Here is a 14,851-nt window from a genome sequence, read left to right on the forward strand (position 1 = left end):
GAAGGTGTGGAACGGGTCAGACACGTAGCGAGCAACTTCATGGGACCGCTCGTACCCGGCTACAAATACCTCTACGACCTGCCACCCGCAGAGGTAGCCAAGCAAACCGCCGACGAACAAGCCAAGGTCAACGCGGCCATGGACACCGGCGGCGGAGGCTACAAATTCGACCCAGCCACCGCCGACGCGGTCATCAAGGACCTCAACGAGTTGCTCGGCTGGATCAGCAAAGAGCACCAACAACACGCCAGGCAGCTCGCCTCGATCAAGCCGATGGGTGATGAGGTAGCCAGCGCGAATTATGTCCAGGACGCAAACGCCGCAGGACAGTCCTACGGCAACTACCTGAACAGCGTGATCGCCGAGTTAACACGTCAGCTGGAAGCCGTCAAGACAGCTCGCGACACCTACCTGGCACAAGAACAGCACAACGCGAGCGCACTGAAAGGCAAGCACAGTCAAAATGCCTAAGATTCGCTTCACTCTGATCGGCGTCGCATTCGGTATCGGACTGGCGACTACTGGCTGCTCAGGAACGAGTGCGGTCAACGGCACTCCGACTGCCCCGGCCCCAAGCGCCCCGGCGAGCACTGCTCTTCCTTCCGATGGGGCCCCAGCCGTGCCCAAGGCATTGGACCCGGCGGCGCTGGAGAAGGATCCATGCAGTGCCATGACAGCTGATCAGGTGGCCAGCCTCGGCAAGCCGCAAAAGAGCACCGAGCCCGAAGTGGCCGATTCAGGTGGCCCAAAGTGCAGCTGGGACTTCGCAACTGACGGACCGTCCTCGGTGACCGGCGCCGTGTTCACTGCGGATCCTTCACGCAGTGGAATCAGCGGCCTGTACTCACAGCACAAGGTCGACGGGCTGACCAAGTTCGAACCCTTCTCAGTAGATGGCTACCCGGGCGTGGTCTACGACAATTCAACCAACGCTCTTCCAGGGCAATGTGCGGCGGCAGTAGGAATCCGAGACGACTTGACCTACACGATCAGCGTCTCACTTTATTCAGGGACCACTCCGTTCACCGATGGCTGTGAGCTCGGCAAGAAGGTGGCGGGTTTCGTGATCGAGTACCTCAAGAAAGGGCAGAACTGATGCCTGACGGGTACACGGGTGCCGATGTCTACGACCGGATGCACCGCTTCCCCGGTAACGACGCGACGCTGGACGGCGCCAGGCAGGCGGCCGACGCGCTCAAGAGCGGGCACACCGAGCTGGCCGACCGGATCCGCGCCATCCAGACCAAGCTCGACGGCACCTGGTCGGGTGATACCTCCGCCAAGGCACAGGCTGGGCTGAATCCGCTGATCCAGACGTCGACGCAGGCGGCCGCCGATCTGGAGAAGAGCGCGGGGTCGATGTCGGGGCAGCATTCGGCCTTCAGCGGCACTCGGGACAAGCTGGTAAAGATTGACGGGCCTCGGCCGGACACTGACGACCTGGCGAGCTATATGCCATGGGGTGCAAGTGATTCCGAAAAGAAGGCCGCCCAGTGGGACACGAATGACAAGAACAACAAAGAGGCCTACGGCACCTACTACGCCACCACGGACACCAACCGCAACGCCGCGGCCAAGGACTATCCGGTCCTGAACGCCGCGCCCGCGGGGATCGCGGTGGCGCCGCCGGGTGGGCCGGATTCGGTGCCGGGGTTCACCGGGGACACCCGCACAGTCGGCCGTGGTGGGAAGAGCAACAGCACTGGTGGGCGCTCGACCGACTACCACGCTGGCGGGCAGGACTCGTCCACGCAGCAGCCGGGTGGTCAGCAGCCGGGCTCGACAGTCGGGACGGCTGGGGACACCGGGCACAGTGTGCCGCCGCCCGCGTCGCACCAGACTCCGTCGAACGAGACACCGCCTGCTCCGGGGCAGCATCCCGGTGGCGGGCCGTCGGATACGACCAACACCACCGGTTACGTGCCGCCGAAGCCGCCGGTCAGCTCGGCTCCCGGATTCGGGAGTGGGCTCTTGCCGACCTTCGGGCCGGTGGGGTCCGGGGCTGACGGTGTCGGCGGGGGCAGTGGTGGGTTCGGTTCCGTCGGCGGGTTCGGGACGCCCGGTGGGGCGGGTTCCGTGAGTGGCGGTGGGACTGGCGGTGTTGGTCGCGGTGTGGCCGGGACCAGCGGCGGTGCGCCTGGTGCGGGCAACGGCAGCGGTAGTGGTGTTGTCGGTGAACGCGCCGGGGTCGCGCGGCCCGGTGGGGCTTCGGGTGGTGCTGGCGGGGCCAAGGGCGCCGGTGGGATGGGCGGCATGGGGCAGGGCGCGGGGAAGGGCAAGGGCGGCGAGGACGAAGAGCACCAGCGGAAGATCGTGCTGGAGGAGGACCCCGACGAGCTCTTCGGCGGGATTCCCGACGGTATGAAGGCGACTCCGCCGGTCATCGGCGACTGAGGTCGCGATCGTGCTGCGTGAACCGCTGGAACTGAGTCGCGAGACCTATCAGACGTTGGTGCGCCGGACGGATGCCGGCGATATCCACCCCACGCTCGTCGGGGGTGAAAAATGGTATCCGCCGGACGAGCTCGCCCAGCTGGACGGCAAGGCCGACGCCGAGCTCGAGGGTCAGGGCTGGCGGGCGCGCGACTTCGCCGAGGTGATCGCGCTGCTTCAGCGGCCGACCGTCGACTACTACTGCTGGGCGAAGATCAACGGCCATGACATCACCGTGCAGACCGCGACCCGAGGCCGGGACGCGGTGCTGGCCGTCGCCAACGAGGACATGCTCTTTCTGTATCCCAGCCGCGCCGAGACGGCCGCTTGGGATCTGGTGGCGTCGTTCCCGGACACCCCGCCGGTGCCCAAGATGCTTTCACTGACCTGCGCGCAGGGTGACTACGAGGCGGCGCTGAACGGCGACGCGCCGATGACCAGTTCCAGCAGTGCGCGGGACGCGCGGCGCGCTGCCGAGTGGATGCGCGCTCCGCGGATCCATGTCGGACGGCTGTACGTCGCGCTGCGCGAGGGCAGGGAGCGGCGGGTTCGCAACGAGATCCCGCCCTACTGGATCGACACCGAACAGGGACGGATTCTCAGCAGCGTGACCTCGCCCGGATGGCTCACCGTCGCGCCCGCGAGCACGCAGGATCTGGCTCAACTGCTGCACCAGATTGAGGCCGAGCTTCGCAAGTAGCGCAACTCGGCGACGTGTTGCCGTCTCTTGGTTGCTAAGAGACCACGACTCGTCGACGAGTTGCGCTGTGGGTGTGCGTGGCTCGCGGACACGGGTGGTCGTGCCCGCGAGCGGCGGGTGTCAGGGGGTGGCGCGGGACCAAGCTTCCAGCATCACGCGGGCGATCGAGGAGTTGCCGGGCAGGATCAGCTCTGCCGCGCCGCCCGCGATCGGGGTGGGGACGGCGCCCTCCATGCGGGTCTGGCTGTTGGCGAACGCGGCCTGAACCTCGGCGCGGGACACCCACAGGGCCTCTTCGATCTCGCCGTCGGCTGGGATCAGCTTGGCGGACATGTCCCCTCGGGCGGTGAAGCCCAGCATGATCGAGCGGGGGAAGGGCCAGGGCTGGCTGCCCAGGTACCGGGCTCCGGTGACGTCGATGCCGACTTCTTCTTTGATCTCCCGCTCGACGCAGCCCTCGAGCGACTCGCCAGCCTCGACGAACCCGGCGAGGACCGAGTAGCGCATGGGCGGCCAGATCGGCTGACGGGCCAGGAGGACATGCTCGCCGTTGACGCCGGAATCGTCGTGGACCAGGCAGATCACCGCGGCGTCGGTGCGCGGGTACTCTTCGCGGCCGTCGTTGGTGCACTTGCTCGCCCAGCCGAACTGTGTCAGCTCGGTGGGCGAACCGCAGCGGGTGCAGAACTTCGACTGCCGGCGCCAGTTGCGCAGCGCCTGCGCGGTGGTGAACAGACCGGCGGACGTGTCGTCCAGCAGGTCGCCGTAGCCGCGCAGCTCGACCCAGACCTCGCCATCGGTGCGCGGGACCTCCTCGACCATGCCCCAGCTGCCCGTCATCCGGACCGTCTCCGGGTCGCCCTCGGGGCTGCCCGGCAGGGACCAGTAGTCCGTGTCCTGCCACTCCCCCAGGAACACCGCGTCCGGCGGGGGTGTGGGGCCGAAGTCCTGGGCCTTGCGGGTGGCGAGGGAGTCGGAGCCCTCGGCCACCGGGGTGCGGCCGGTGTCGTCGAGCAGCACCACTCGGGCGTCCGGCCAGCGGGTGGCCAGGCGCTCCGGGTTGGTGCGCAACATCTCCTGACGGTCCACTGTGGACCGCGAGAGCGTCGGCAAGGCGTCGAGCCGAAAAGGTGCGGTCATTCTGCCGGAGCTCCCACGGTGACGTCGCCCAGTGCGGTGAGCTTCGGCGCGAGGAGCTCCGCGTCACCCACGACGACTCCGCTGAACCGCTTCGGCGCGAAGTAGTCCAGAGCCGCCTGCGCGACCTCTTCGGCTGTCACCTCGGCGAGCCGGGCGGGGTGCTCGGCGAGCCACTCGGGGCCGAGGCCCGTCGCGGCGAGGGCCGTCAGCTGACCGGCAAGGCCGGTCTGCGAGGACGTCGCCGTGACCAGCGAACCGATCGCGTACTGGCGCACCGACTCGACCTCTTCGGCCGTCGGGGGGACCATGCCGAGCCTGCCCAGCTCGTAGCGGGTCTCCAGCAGTGCCGCGGCTGTCGCGTCGTTGGCGGTGTCCGCGTCGATGTTGACCACCGCGTTCTGGTCGGTGAACTCGAACCCGGAATGCGCGCTGTAGGTGTACCCCTTGTCCTCGCGGATGTTCTCGACCAGACGCGACGAGAAGTACCCGCCGAACACCAGGTTCGCCATCTGCACCGCGGCGTACCGCGGGTGGGTGCGGGGCACCGTCTGCGCGGACAGCCTGAGCTGCGACTGCACCGCGCCGGAACGCGGCACGAGTAGCACGTTGCCGCCGGACAGCTCCGGCAGCGCGGGCAGCCGAGCGGCCGTGGCGTCGGAAGCCCAGCCGCCGAGTGCCTTCTCGAGGTCGCCGATGATGGTTTCGGGGTCGATGTCGCCGACGATCACCAGCACGGAACCGCGCGGCAGCACCGAAGCCGTGTGCAGCGCCCTGACCTGCTCGGGCTCCACGACCGCGACGTCTTCCGCACGCGGGACCTCACGGACGGCCGGGTGGTCGCCGTAGCGCTGCTTCTGCAAGGCCTCACGGGCGATCGTGCGCGGCTGGGTGCGGGACACCGCGATGCGCTCGATCAGGCGCTCACGCTCGCGCGCCACCTCCGCGTCGGCGTACGAAGCACCCGTGAACACGTCGCCGAGGACGTCCAGCATCGTGGGCAGGCCGCTGGCGAGCGTGGTGCCGTTGAGGATCAGGCGCTCCGGGTCGACCCCGGCGCCGAGGTCGCCACCGATCAGGGCCAGCTCGGTGTCGACCGCGATGCGATCCCGGCGGGCGGTGCCGGTGAGCAGGGTCTCGGCCAGCACCTCGGCGGTGGCCGGGTGCAGCACGTCCGTGCCCGCGAACGGGATCCAGACGCGGAGCTCGACCAGCGGCACGGTGGCCTTGCGCACGGCCAGCACGCGCAGCCCGTTGCTCAGCTCGGTGTCCACATGGGACAGATCGGCGGCGAACCGCTGCTCGCCGAGCGGCGGCACCGGACGCGGGCCGGTGGCCGTGCGGCCGATCTCCTCGGCGGTGCGATGCGTTGCGGAGCTCACTGCTCGGCGCCTTCCTGCTCGGTTGCACTGGGCTCGGCACCATTGGGCTCGGCACCACTGGGCCGGATCACCAGCACCGCGCGTGAATCCGGGCGCAGCGACTTCGCCGCGCCGGACACGGCTTCGGCGGTGACGGCGGCCATCCTGTCGGCCAGCCGGTAGACCAGCGAGGCGTCGCCGTACAGCAGCTCGAACGCGCCGAGCGCCAGCGTGCGGGACACCAGCCTGTCGTGCTCCGAATGCAGGCTGGACTCCCAGCGGGCGGTGACCCGCCGCAGCTCTTGCTCGTCCGGCGGGTTCGCGGCGAGCTTCTCCAGCTCGTCGTCGAGCGCGGCGAGGACCTGCTCGGTCGTGACGTCCGGCGGGTGGATCGCGGTGATCGTGAACGTGTCCGGGTCGCGGGCCTCGAACGGGCCGAACAACCCGGCTCCGGCGCCGATGTCGACGACCAGCGGCTCGCGGTGGACGAGACGCTGCTGCAGGCGCGACCCGTCGCCGTCGGTGAGCAGCCCGGCGAGCACCAGGTGGGCCAGGTAACCGTCGACGTCGTTGATCGGGTCCGGCATGCGGTAGCCGACGGCCAGCGCGGGCAGCGGGGCGTGCGGGTCGGTCTCCTCGCCGCGCAGCTCGCCGTCCGGGACCGGCTCGGCGAACGACGGGCGGACCGGCGCGGGCCGGTACGGGACGTCGCCGAAGTGCTTCTCGATCAGCTCGCGAGCGTTGGCCTCGGCGAAGTCACCGGCGACCGTCAGCACCGCGTTGGCAGGCGAGTAGTAGGTGTCGAAGAAGGCCGCGCAGTCGTCCAGCGACGCCTGCTCGAGGTCCTCGAACCCGCCGTACCCGTTGTGGGCGTTGGGGAAGGTCTGGTAAAGGACCGGCGGGAGCAGGATCCACGGGAACCCGCCGTACGGCCGGTTCAGCACGTTGAGGCGGATCTCCTCCTTGACCACGTCGATCTGGTTGGCCAGGTTCTCCTGCGTCAGCTTCGGGGCGCGCATCCTGTCCGCTTCGAGGAACAGCGCGCGCTCGAGCGCCGCGGCGGGCAGCACCTCGAAGTAGTCCGTGTAGTCCGGATGCGTGGACCCGTTGAAGGTGCCGCCGCTGGACTGGACGTGCCGGAAGTGGGCCAGCTTCTCCAGGCTTTCACTGCCCTGGAACATCAGGTGCTCGAAGAGGTGGGCGAAGCCCGTGCGCCCCTCCGGCTCGGAACGGAAACCCACGTCGTAGTGCACGCTGACACCCACCACCGGCGCGGTCGCGTCCGGTGCGAGCACCACGCGCAAACCGTTGTCGAGGGTGAATCGGACAAGCTCGGGATCGGCCATGACAACACCCTACGGCCAACCACCGACATTCGGCTTCCGGCTACCCGGGTAACCGGACGGCCCGCGCCAGCCGCGCGCGGCCCGCGCCGGAGAACGTCCCGACCAGCACGGCGGTGAATGCCCTGGCCTGCTTGGGAGACGGCTCGTCACCGCCGAGCCAGTACAGCCGCGGCGGCGTCGCGAGTTCGCCGAAAGCGGACAGCCAGTGATCCAGTTCACCCAGCGCGAGCGCGTACGGAAGAGCACGTGAGAAGACCATCTCGCGCCTCGGCTTCGGCACGGTCTTGGCCCGGGTGGCGCCCAGGCGTTCGGCGAGGCCGAGCAGCCGCCTGCCCAGCTGGGCACCGGCGCGCCGCCGCGCCGGCAGCCACCGCCCGCCCGCCGCGACCGCCGCTCCGGCCAGTGCGAGGAGCATGCCGAGCTGGGCGTAACCGACGGTGAACATGAGCAACACGGTGAGGAATAGCCCGTAGAAGACGACGCGGGCACCCGCCTTCGCGAGCTTCCCGCTGCTTCGCCAGCCTCGGCCGACGACGTCCCCGTACAGCTCTTCGCGGACCTGACGCGGGCCGACGCCGTTACGCCGGAGCTCGGCGAGACTGATCGACTCGGTGTCCCCCGGCAGGATCACGGCGAACACCGCCCGCTCGAACCCGGTGAGGTGCTCGTCGGGCGGGTTGCGGCGGGTGAGGACCCAGTCGCCGTCGGCCTCGCTCACCCACAAGTAGTTGCGCACGGCCAGGTCGAGCACGGTCGCGGCGAGGTCGACGGCGTCGGCACGGCCCGAAAGGAGCAGGCCGACCTGGCCGGGCAGCACGCCTTCGGGTGAGGCGAACGCGGCCTCCTCGTCGCCCGCGGAGAACGGTTCGACCGGCAGCGGATCGCCGGGCCGCGCGTCCCGGCGACGTGCGAACCAGACGCATCCGGCCCACGCGAGGAGGGCGACCGCGAAACCCAGCCACGCCCACCCGACCGGCGCGGTGAGCACGAACGCCCCCGCGACCGTCGCGGACGGGACCAGCCGCGCGGTCACCGGCAGCGTGCCGCCCGGGAGCTCGACCCTGATCTGCATCCGCTGCCCGGCCGGCAGGTTCTGCTGGCTGAACCGCGTCAGCCCGGCGTGGTCGATCTGCGCGGCGCCGCAGTGGAAATCGGTGCCGGGGCGCCCGGCGAAACAGTCGACGGCGGCGGCGATACTGGGCGCGGCGAAGGACGCGCGTACCAGCTTGAGGTCGGTGTCCCAGCCGCCCGCGAGCTCCCAGGTGACACGCTCGACGCCGTCCGCCTGGCTGACCGCACCGTCCACTGTGTACCGCAGCACCGAGGTCCCACCGGCCAGCCGGACGGTGAACACGTCGTCGGCGACCTGCGCGGAACCGGCACCTTCGAGGACGACGTCCCGCACGCCGTACACCCGATCGCGGTCCTGCTCGTCGGCCACGCGCAGCGGGACCCGCCGGGTCATGGTGGCGTCGGCGGGCACGGAGATCGCCTCGATCACCGACAGCGAGCCGTCCCGCTCGGCCTTGAGCTGGATCTCCGCGCTCTGCGGCAGCCCCGGCAACGGCGGCTGGTCCTGTGCGGCCGCGGGGCTCGCGGTCAGGACCAGCCCGGCGGCGACGGCCGCCAGCACCTTCATCGCCGGGCGGCGGGCTGACGCAGGTGCCCGGACTCGGCGAGCAGACCGTCGAGGGCGGTGAGGAAGGACGGGAAGTGGGCACCGAACCGGCGGAGATCGGACTCGGACTCCAGGCCGCCGAACCAGTACAGCCCGGCCGAGCCGTCGGACGCGGGGTTGAGCCCGGCGAACGTGCCGAGCCAGCGCTCGGTGTCGCCGAGCACCACCGCGTACGGCAACGAGCGGGAGAACACCATCTCGCGGTCGGCCGCGGGGATGTCGTCGGCCTTCGCGGTGTGCAGGTAGTCGAGCAGGCCGCGGACCTGGCCCACCAGGGCGCGTCCGCGTGCCGTCCGCGACGGGAGGAACCCGGCGCCGAGCGCGAGCGCCAGCCCGGCCAGCGCCAGCGCGACGCCGAGCAGCGCGTCGCCGACGGTGAAGAGGAGGACGAGGGTGGCGACCACTCCGGCGACGAAAGCGCCTATGCCGAGCCAGGTCAGGCGGTAGCGCGAGACGTCCGGCCTGCGGGAGAACCAGCGTTTGGTGACGACGTCGGCGTACATCGCGTCGCTGATGCGGCGCAGGTCGAGCCCGCCGCGGGCGCGCAGCTGCGAAACCAGCACGGAATCGGCGCCCTCCGGGAGGAGCACCTCGTAGACCGCGCGCTCGAACTCGTGGAGGTGCTCGTCCGGCGCGTTGCGGCGGGAAAGCTGCCAGTCCTGGCCGGGGACTTCGGCGACCCAGAGATAGTTGCGCACGGCCAGATCGATCACCGTGGCGCTGATGTCGACCACGTCGACGGTCTCGTCGACGACCGTGCCGACCTGGCCCGGAAGCACTCCGTCGGGTGAAGCGAAGTACACCCTGTTCCCGTCGCGCAGCAGGACTTCGACGGGCCCGGTGCCCGCCGTCAGCGCACCGGCGTCCCGCCTGCGCAGGCGCCAGACGTACCCCGCGCCGGCGAGGATGAGCAGCACGAGTGCGGCGAAAACGATGCCGGTCAAGGCGTTGAGCGCGAAGGCCTTGGCGAACAGGCCGATCTTTTCGAACTTCGCGTTCGCGAGGGCGGTGACGGGCGGCATGCCGACCAGCAGGTCGACCCGGTCGCCGACGTCGACGCCGTTCTGCTCCGCGCGCACGACCCCGGTGTGGTCCACTTCGGACAGTGTGCAGCGCTGACTGGAGCCAAGCGGCCCGGCGAAACAGTCCACAGGGGACAATTGGGGCGCCGGGGCGAGGAAGGAAACGGTGACCTTGCCCAGCTTCGCGTCCCAGCCGCTCGCGGCCTGCCAGCGGGCCTGCTGCTGGCCGCCGAGGTCGGCGACCGCACCGTCCACGGTGTACATGACGGTGGATTCCCCGCCGCGGAAGGACAGGACGAGCTGATCGGCGGTGAGCTCGGAGCTCGCCGCGCCCTCGGCCTTGATGTCGCGGACGGCGAACACGCGATCCTCGGCGTCGGTGGCCGAAACCCGCAGGGGCACCCGGGAAGTGAGCTGCTGCCCGCCCGGCACGGTCACCTTCTCGGTGACCGAGAGCGAGCCGTCACGCTGCAGTTTCAGCGCGATGTCGGCGACCGGCCCGGCGGGCGGCGGCTGCCGCAGGCCGGGCGCGAGCGCGTCGGCAGGCTTCTGCAGCTGCTCGATCGGCGGATTGGGCAGTGAAGGACCAGCGGACGGGCCGTCGGCGAACGCGGCCGGCGCCAGAACCACGGCCGAGCCCGCTGCCAGGGCGAACGCCGCCCCCCATTTGTTCAACACAGTCACACACCCTAAAGCACTCGATCTATGCTGACGGCTCGAACGGCAGATCCGCCCTTTGCGTGAACAGCCGTTCTGACGCAGGAAGACCTTGGGGGGTTCCACTCAGATGACTCAGCCGCCACCGGGCCCGCAGGACCCACGGCGCCGCCCGGTGCCGCCACCGGGCGGACGGCCACCGCTGCCGCCACCGGGCCGCCGTCCGCTGCCGCCGCCCGGCGCGCGGGGGTTGCCGCCCCAGGGGCCGCCGCCACCGCGTCAGGGTCCACCGCCGCCCGGCCCTTGTCCCCCGCGGCCGCAGGGGTACCCGATGCCGCCGCCGAGGGGCGCGCCGCTGCCCCCGCCCGCCGCCGCCCGCCCCCGCGATTCGTCCCGGGGTACGCCGGTCCGCCGCCGGGCGCGCCGTTCTCGCCGCGATTCGCGCCCGGGTACGGCTATTCGCCCTATCCGGTGAAGAAGTCCAACACCGGGGCGATCGTCCTGGTGGCGATGATCGGCGTCTTCGCGCTGCTCGGCGGTGTGATCGCGGTCTTCGCGCTGGCCAACGACAACACCCGGCACGTGGCCGACGCGGGCTACTCCAGCACGTATCCGACGACGAGCTACTCGTCGACGTACACGACCGGCACCTCGTACTCGCCGGTGACGTCGGTGCCGAGCACCAGCTACGGCACGTCGACCGCGCGCAGCACCGGGAGCAGCCGCACGAGCGCGCGGGACTCGCCCACCAGCACGACGCCGCAGGGTCCGCACAAGGTCGTCAAGCTCGCGGACAACCCGCTGTTCGCCGACGCGGACTTCGGGCTGCAGAACGTCCCGTGCTCGTTGTCACGCTGGGCGACGGACAAAGCCAGCGTCACGCGGTTCTTCCAGACGGGCATCGTCTGCCTCGACGCGATGTGGTCGAAGGCGCTGGCCGGGGCGGACCTTCCGTCCGCCACCCCGAACCTGTCGGTGCCCAACTCGATCTCGGGTTCGTCGGCGACGCCGTGCGGCAGCGCCGGCGCGACCCCGTTCTACTGCCCGACCAACAACACGATCTACCTGCCGATGGACCGGATCGAGATCGAGACCTGGGGCAACCACCCCGGCCCTTACCTGTCGATCCTCGCGCACGAGTACGGCCACCATGTGCAGGAGATGTCGGGCATTTTCGACGCCTACGGCAACGCCCGCTACGACGCGGGCGCCGATTCCGCCGCCGGGCTGGAGACCTCGCGCCGCCTGGAACTCGAAGCACAGTGTTTCTCGGGGATGTTCCTCGGCTCGGCCAGCGTTTCCGGCGGCTCCGTGGACAAGAACATCTACAACGAGGGCTGGAACTCGCAGAACCGCGGCGACGAGTACAACCCCGCCCACATCCGCGACCACGGCACCGCCAAGCACAACATCGCCTGGTGGCAGCACGGCGCGACGACCAACCGCACACCCCAGTGCAGCACGTGGAATTCCTCTTCGGGAGACATCTCCTAACACCCGTTTCGATTGCCCCTGAAGGCCACCATGACGGCGTTTAACGCCGTCATGGTGGCCTTCAGGGACCGTGAACGGTAGGTCAGCTGGGCGGCGCGAACGGGCTCTCCGGCTCCGCCGGAGCCGCGGCGGGAGGCTCGGGAGCCGGGGGCGCGACGGGCTGCTGGTACTGGGCGTACGGCGTCGAGTACGCGGGCTGCTGGTGCGGGTAAGGCTGTTGCGGCGCGTATTGCTGTTGTGGGTAGGGCTGTTGCGGGTACGGCTGCGGGGTCTGGACCTGCGGGAGCAGGCGGGCCTGCTCCCGGCCGCGCCGCTCGGCCAGCACCGCGGCCAGGTAGCTCCACACGTGGACCCCGGGCGGCACTGGGGCGCCGATGATCGCCGTGACCTGCTGTGCGAGCCCGTGGCCGAGTGCCGCGGCGGCCTCCGGACGCAGTTCGGCCGCGCGCCCGAGGTACTGGCGGATCGCCAGCGCGAGCTCGGCGGGCAGGTGGCTGAGGTCCAGCTGCGACGCCCAGAGCGCGAGCTCGGGCGGCATCGGGACGTACGACTGGGGCGCCTGTGAGACCCGCTCGCGGATCACCAGCGTCCCGGCGAGGTAGTCGCCGGTGCGGCGGCCGTTGCTGGAGCACAGCGACACGATCACCGCGACGGCGCCGAGGAAGCCGAGCGCCCAGAAGTCCACGAAGAAGCCCGCCAGCCCACGGGTGAGTGCCTGGCGGAAGCGGATCGGGCCGCCGTCGAGGCGGACCACCCGCAGGCCCATCGCCATTTTCCCCAGCGAACGGCCGCGGCTGAGCGTCTCGAACAGCACCGGATAGCCGACCATCACCAGGATGAACACCACCAGGATCAGGGTGAGCAGCAGGGAGTCGTCGTCCAACGACGTCGTCAGGGACAGCACGAGGTACACGGCGAGCAGCAGCGCGCCCTGGACCAGCACGTCGAGCAGCATCGCGACCGCGCGCGTGGCCAGTTTCGCGACACGGAGGTCCAGGACCACGGCCTCGCCGGTGACGAGTTCGGACTCTTCTTCCACCGGGCAAGCCTAATCTTCGCCGACGCGGCACGGGGAGAATTGGGGCAGGACGAATAGGCTGTCGGACGAGGCCTGGGAGGTGTCCGTTGGACGTGGACGTGTTCGTCGCCGCGCACCGGGCGGAATGGGCTCGCCTGCGCGAGCTCGTCGGCCGGAGCGGGAAGCTCACTGGCGCGGAGGCCGACGAACTGGTGACGCTCTACCAGCGGGCCGCGACGCACCTGTCGATCATCCGCTCGGTCGCGCCGGACCCCGCGCTGCTCGCGCAGCTGTCGGGACTGGTCGCCCGCGGGCGGGCGGCGGTGACCGGTTCCCACAGCCCGGCGTGGCGGGAGGTCGGGCTGTTCTTCACCCGCCGCTTCCCGGCCGCGGTGTACCTGGCGTGGCGCTGGTGGGTGCCGACGGCGGTCGTGTGCCTCGCGCTGGCGGCGGTGCTGTCCGCGTGGATCGCCGGGGACCCCCAGGTCAGGGCCAGGATCGCCACCCCGGACGAGCTCAAGGCGTTGACCGCGCCCGGCGGCCAGTACGAGACGTATTACTCGACCGGCCCGGCCGCGTCCTTCGCGGCGAAGGTGTGGACCAACAACGCCTGGGTCGCGGCGACCTGCCTGTTCTTCGGGATCGCGCTGGGCCTGCCGGTGATCGCCGCATTGTGGTCGAACACGCTCAATCTCGGCGTCGGCGGCGGGCTGATGACCGCGGCCGGGCGCGGCGACGTGTTCCTCGGCCTGATCCTGCCGCACGGCCTGCTGGAGCTGACCGCGGTGTTCGTCGCCGCGGGAACAGGCCTGAAACTCGGCTGGACGCTGATCGACCCCGGCCGCCGGTCACGCTCGGCCGCGCTCGGGTCGCAGGGGCGCTCGGTGGTCGTCATCGCGCTGGGCCTGGTCGGGGTGCTGCTGGTGTCCGGGGCCATCGAGGGCTTCGTGACCCCGTCCGGCCTGCCGACCTGGGCCCGGATCGGCATCGGCGTCGTCGTCGAGCTGGCCTTCCTGGCGTATGTCTTCGTCCTCGGCCGCCGTGCCGCCCGCGACGGCGAGACCGGCGACGTCGACGCCGGGTACGCGGGCGACTTCCTCCCGGAATCCGCCTGACGCTCAACAGAGGCAGGAGCCTTCGAAGGTGATCGTGTTGCCGTCGTCGAGACTCGCGCTGCCGGTGAACTTGATGTCGAACTCGCCCGGTTCGGCGAGGACGATCTTGGGGCTCGACGCCTTGCCGTCCGGGCCGGTCTTCGCGGTAGCGGTCTCCGCGCCGCCCTCGAACGCCAAGACGTTCTTCGGCCGCGCGGAACGCACGAAGAAGCTGACCGCGACAGCGTCCGCGGGCTGGCCGTTCTCGCCGATCACCCTGACCACGAACGGCTCCCCCGGGGTCTTCGACGCGAGCCGCTGGCCGTTGCCGGACAGGATGCCGAGCGTGCGGCCGCCCGCGGCCCAGTAGTTCGACACGCCGATCAGCGAGCAGACCTCCTGGTAGAGGCGGGAACCCACGGCCGGTGCCTCGGCCGTCAGGCAGCGGGCGGTGGCCACGTTGGCGATCACCACGAGGCCGGGCGTGCCCGCGCCGCGCCGCCACTGCTGGTGCCGGTCCTTGTCGTCGCAGGCCGTCATCCGCACGGTGACGCCGTCGACCGGGCTCTGCGCGGTCAGGCACTGTCCACTCGCGACATTCCGGTACAGCAGGGTCGTCTTGTCGTAGGCCCATTGTGCCTTGGGGTCCTTCGCGTCCGCGAGCAGCGGCTTGCCGTCGGCCGCGGCCAGCGACACCGTGCCGCCGCCGTCGGCCAGATACACCGGCACCCCGGCCTGTTGCGCCGTGGCAGGCGCCCCCGACGCGATCAGCAGAACCGCCGCGACCCACAATCCACGCACCAGGATCCCCCTCGTCTCAGCCGTCTTCCCCCTTCGGAAGTAACAGCCGCGACCGGCGAGCGCCAGCAAACCCACCCCATCGTGGACTCTGCCTGATGGTCCCTGAAGGC

The 14,851-nt window shown here is 70.4% G+C and carries 13 protein-coding genes; 6 read left to right on the top strand and 7 right to left on the bottom strand.

Annotated features, from left to right (window positions below; genetic code table 11):
• The 4 genes from QMK34_RS26365 to QMK34_RS26380 form a co-directional block, all read left to right on the top strand.
• Positions 1-471: PE domain-containing protein (locus QMK34_RS26365; RefSeq protein WP_326417085.1), on the top strand; the 471-nt coding region annotated here is incomplete at its 5' end.
• Positions 464-1,096 carry a DUF3558 domain-containing protein gene (locus tag QMK34_RS26370; RefSeq protein WP_326417086.1) on the top strand — a complete coding sequence of 211 codons (633 nt, stop codon included), beginning with the start codon at positions 464-466 and terminating at the stop codon, positions 1,094-1,096. The genes QMK34_RS26365 and QMK34_RS26370, both read left to right, overlap by 8 nt.
• Positions 1,096-2,394, top strand: a complete 1,299-nt coding sequence (locus QMK34_RS26375) for a WXG100 family type VII secretion target (RefSeq protein ID WP_326417087.1) — start codon at positions 1,096-1,098, stop codon at positions 2,392-2,394. Before QMK34_RS26370 ends, QMK34_RS26375 begins: the two co-directional genes overlap by 1 nt.
• 10 nt (positions 2,395-2,404) lie before the next feature.
• Entirely contained in the window at positions 2,405-3,133 is a 729-nt protein-coding gene (locus tag QMK34_RS26380) for an ESX secretion-associated protein EspG (protein WP_326417088.1), read from the top strand.
• Positions 3,134-3,253: 120 nt separating this feature from the next.
• Here QMK34_RS26380 and nudC read toward each other — a convergent pair whose 3' ends face one another.
• Genes nudC through QMK34_RS26405 form a run of 5 tightly spaced genes read right to left on the bottom strand, consistent with a single transcriptional unit; the run spans position 3,254 to position 10,355 of the window.
• A complete protein-coding gene (gene nudC / locus QMK34_RS26385; RefSeq protein ID WP_326417090.1) occupies positions 3,254-4,273 on the bottom strand; it encodes an NAD(+) diphosphatase in 1,020 nt (339 codons plus the stop codon).
• Complete coding sequence (locus QMK34_RS26390) at positions 4,270-5,652, bottom strand: M16 family metallopeptidase (protein WP_326417092.1); 1,383 nt, start codon at positions 5,650-5,652, stop codon at positions 4,270-4,272. Before QMK34_RS26390 ends, nudC begins: the two co-directional genes overlap by 4 nt.
• Entirely contained in the window at positions 5,649-6,977 is a 1,329-nt protein-coding gene (locus QMK34_RS26395; RefSeq protein WP_326417093.1) for a M16 family metallopeptidase, read from the bottom strand. Before QMK34_RS26395 ends, QMK34_RS26390 begins: the two co-directional genes overlap by 4 nt.
• 40 nt (positions 6,978-7,017) lie before the next feature.
• Entirely contained in the window at positions 7,018-8,616 is a 1,599-nt protein-coding gene (locus tag QMK34_RS26400) for a DUF2207 family protein (RefSeq protein WP_326417094.1), read from the bottom strand.
• Positions 8,613-10,355 (bottom strand): DUF2207 family protein, encoded by a 1,743-nt coding sequence (locus QMK34_RS26405; protein WP_326417095.1) that lies wholly within the window; start codon positions 10,353-10,355, stop codon positions 8,613-8,615. Before QMK34_RS26405 ends, QMK34_RS26400 begins: the two co-directional genes overlap by 4 nt.
• Positions 10,356-10,637: 282 nt before the next feature.
• On the opposite strand from QMK34_RS26405, the gene QMK34_RS26410 reads away from it, so the two are divergent.
• Positions 10,638-11,828 carry a neutral zinc metallopeptidase gene (locus QMK34_RS26410; protein WP_326417096.1) on the top strand — a complete coding sequence of 397 codons (1,191 nt, stop codon included), beginning with the start codon at positions 10,638-10,640 and terminating at the stop codon, positions 11,826-11,828.
• 82 nt (positions 11,829-11,910) lie between these two features.
• Here QMK34_RS26410 and QMK34_RS26415 read toward each other — a convergent pair whose 3' ends face one another.
• Positions 11,911-12,867, bottom strand: coding sequence for an RDD family protein (locus QMK34_RS26415; RefSeq protein WP_326417097.1), 957 nt, complete (start codon positions 12,865-12,867; stop codon positions 11,911-11,913).
• A gap of 86 nt (positions 12,868-12,953) precedes the next feature.
• On the opposite strand from QMK34_RS26415, the gene QMK34_RS26420 reads away from it, so the two are divergent.
• Positions 12,954-13,961: a stage II sporulation protein M gene (locus QMK34_RS26420; RefSeq protein WP_326417098.1), complete on the top strand. Its 1,008-nt coding sequence runs from the start codon at positions 12,954-12,956 to the stop codon at positions 13,959-13,961.
• A gap of 3 nt (positions 13,962-13,964) precedes the next feature.
• Here the strand turns inward: QMK34_RS26420 and QMK34_RS26425 are convergent, their stop codons facing one another.
• Positions 13,965-14,741, bottom strand: a complete 777-nt coding sequence (locus QMK34_RS26425) for a ricin-type beta-trefoil lectin domain protein (RefSeq protein ID WP_326417099.1) — start codon at positions 14,739-14,741, stop codon at positions 13,965-13,967.
• Positions 14,742-14,851: the final 110 nt, after the last annotated feature.

Origin of the sequence: Amycolatopsis sp. H20-H5, assembly GCF_035828755.1 — a bacterium.
GTDB lineage: Bacteria > Actinomycetota > Actinomycetes > Mycobacteriales > Pseudonocardiaceae > Amycolatopsis.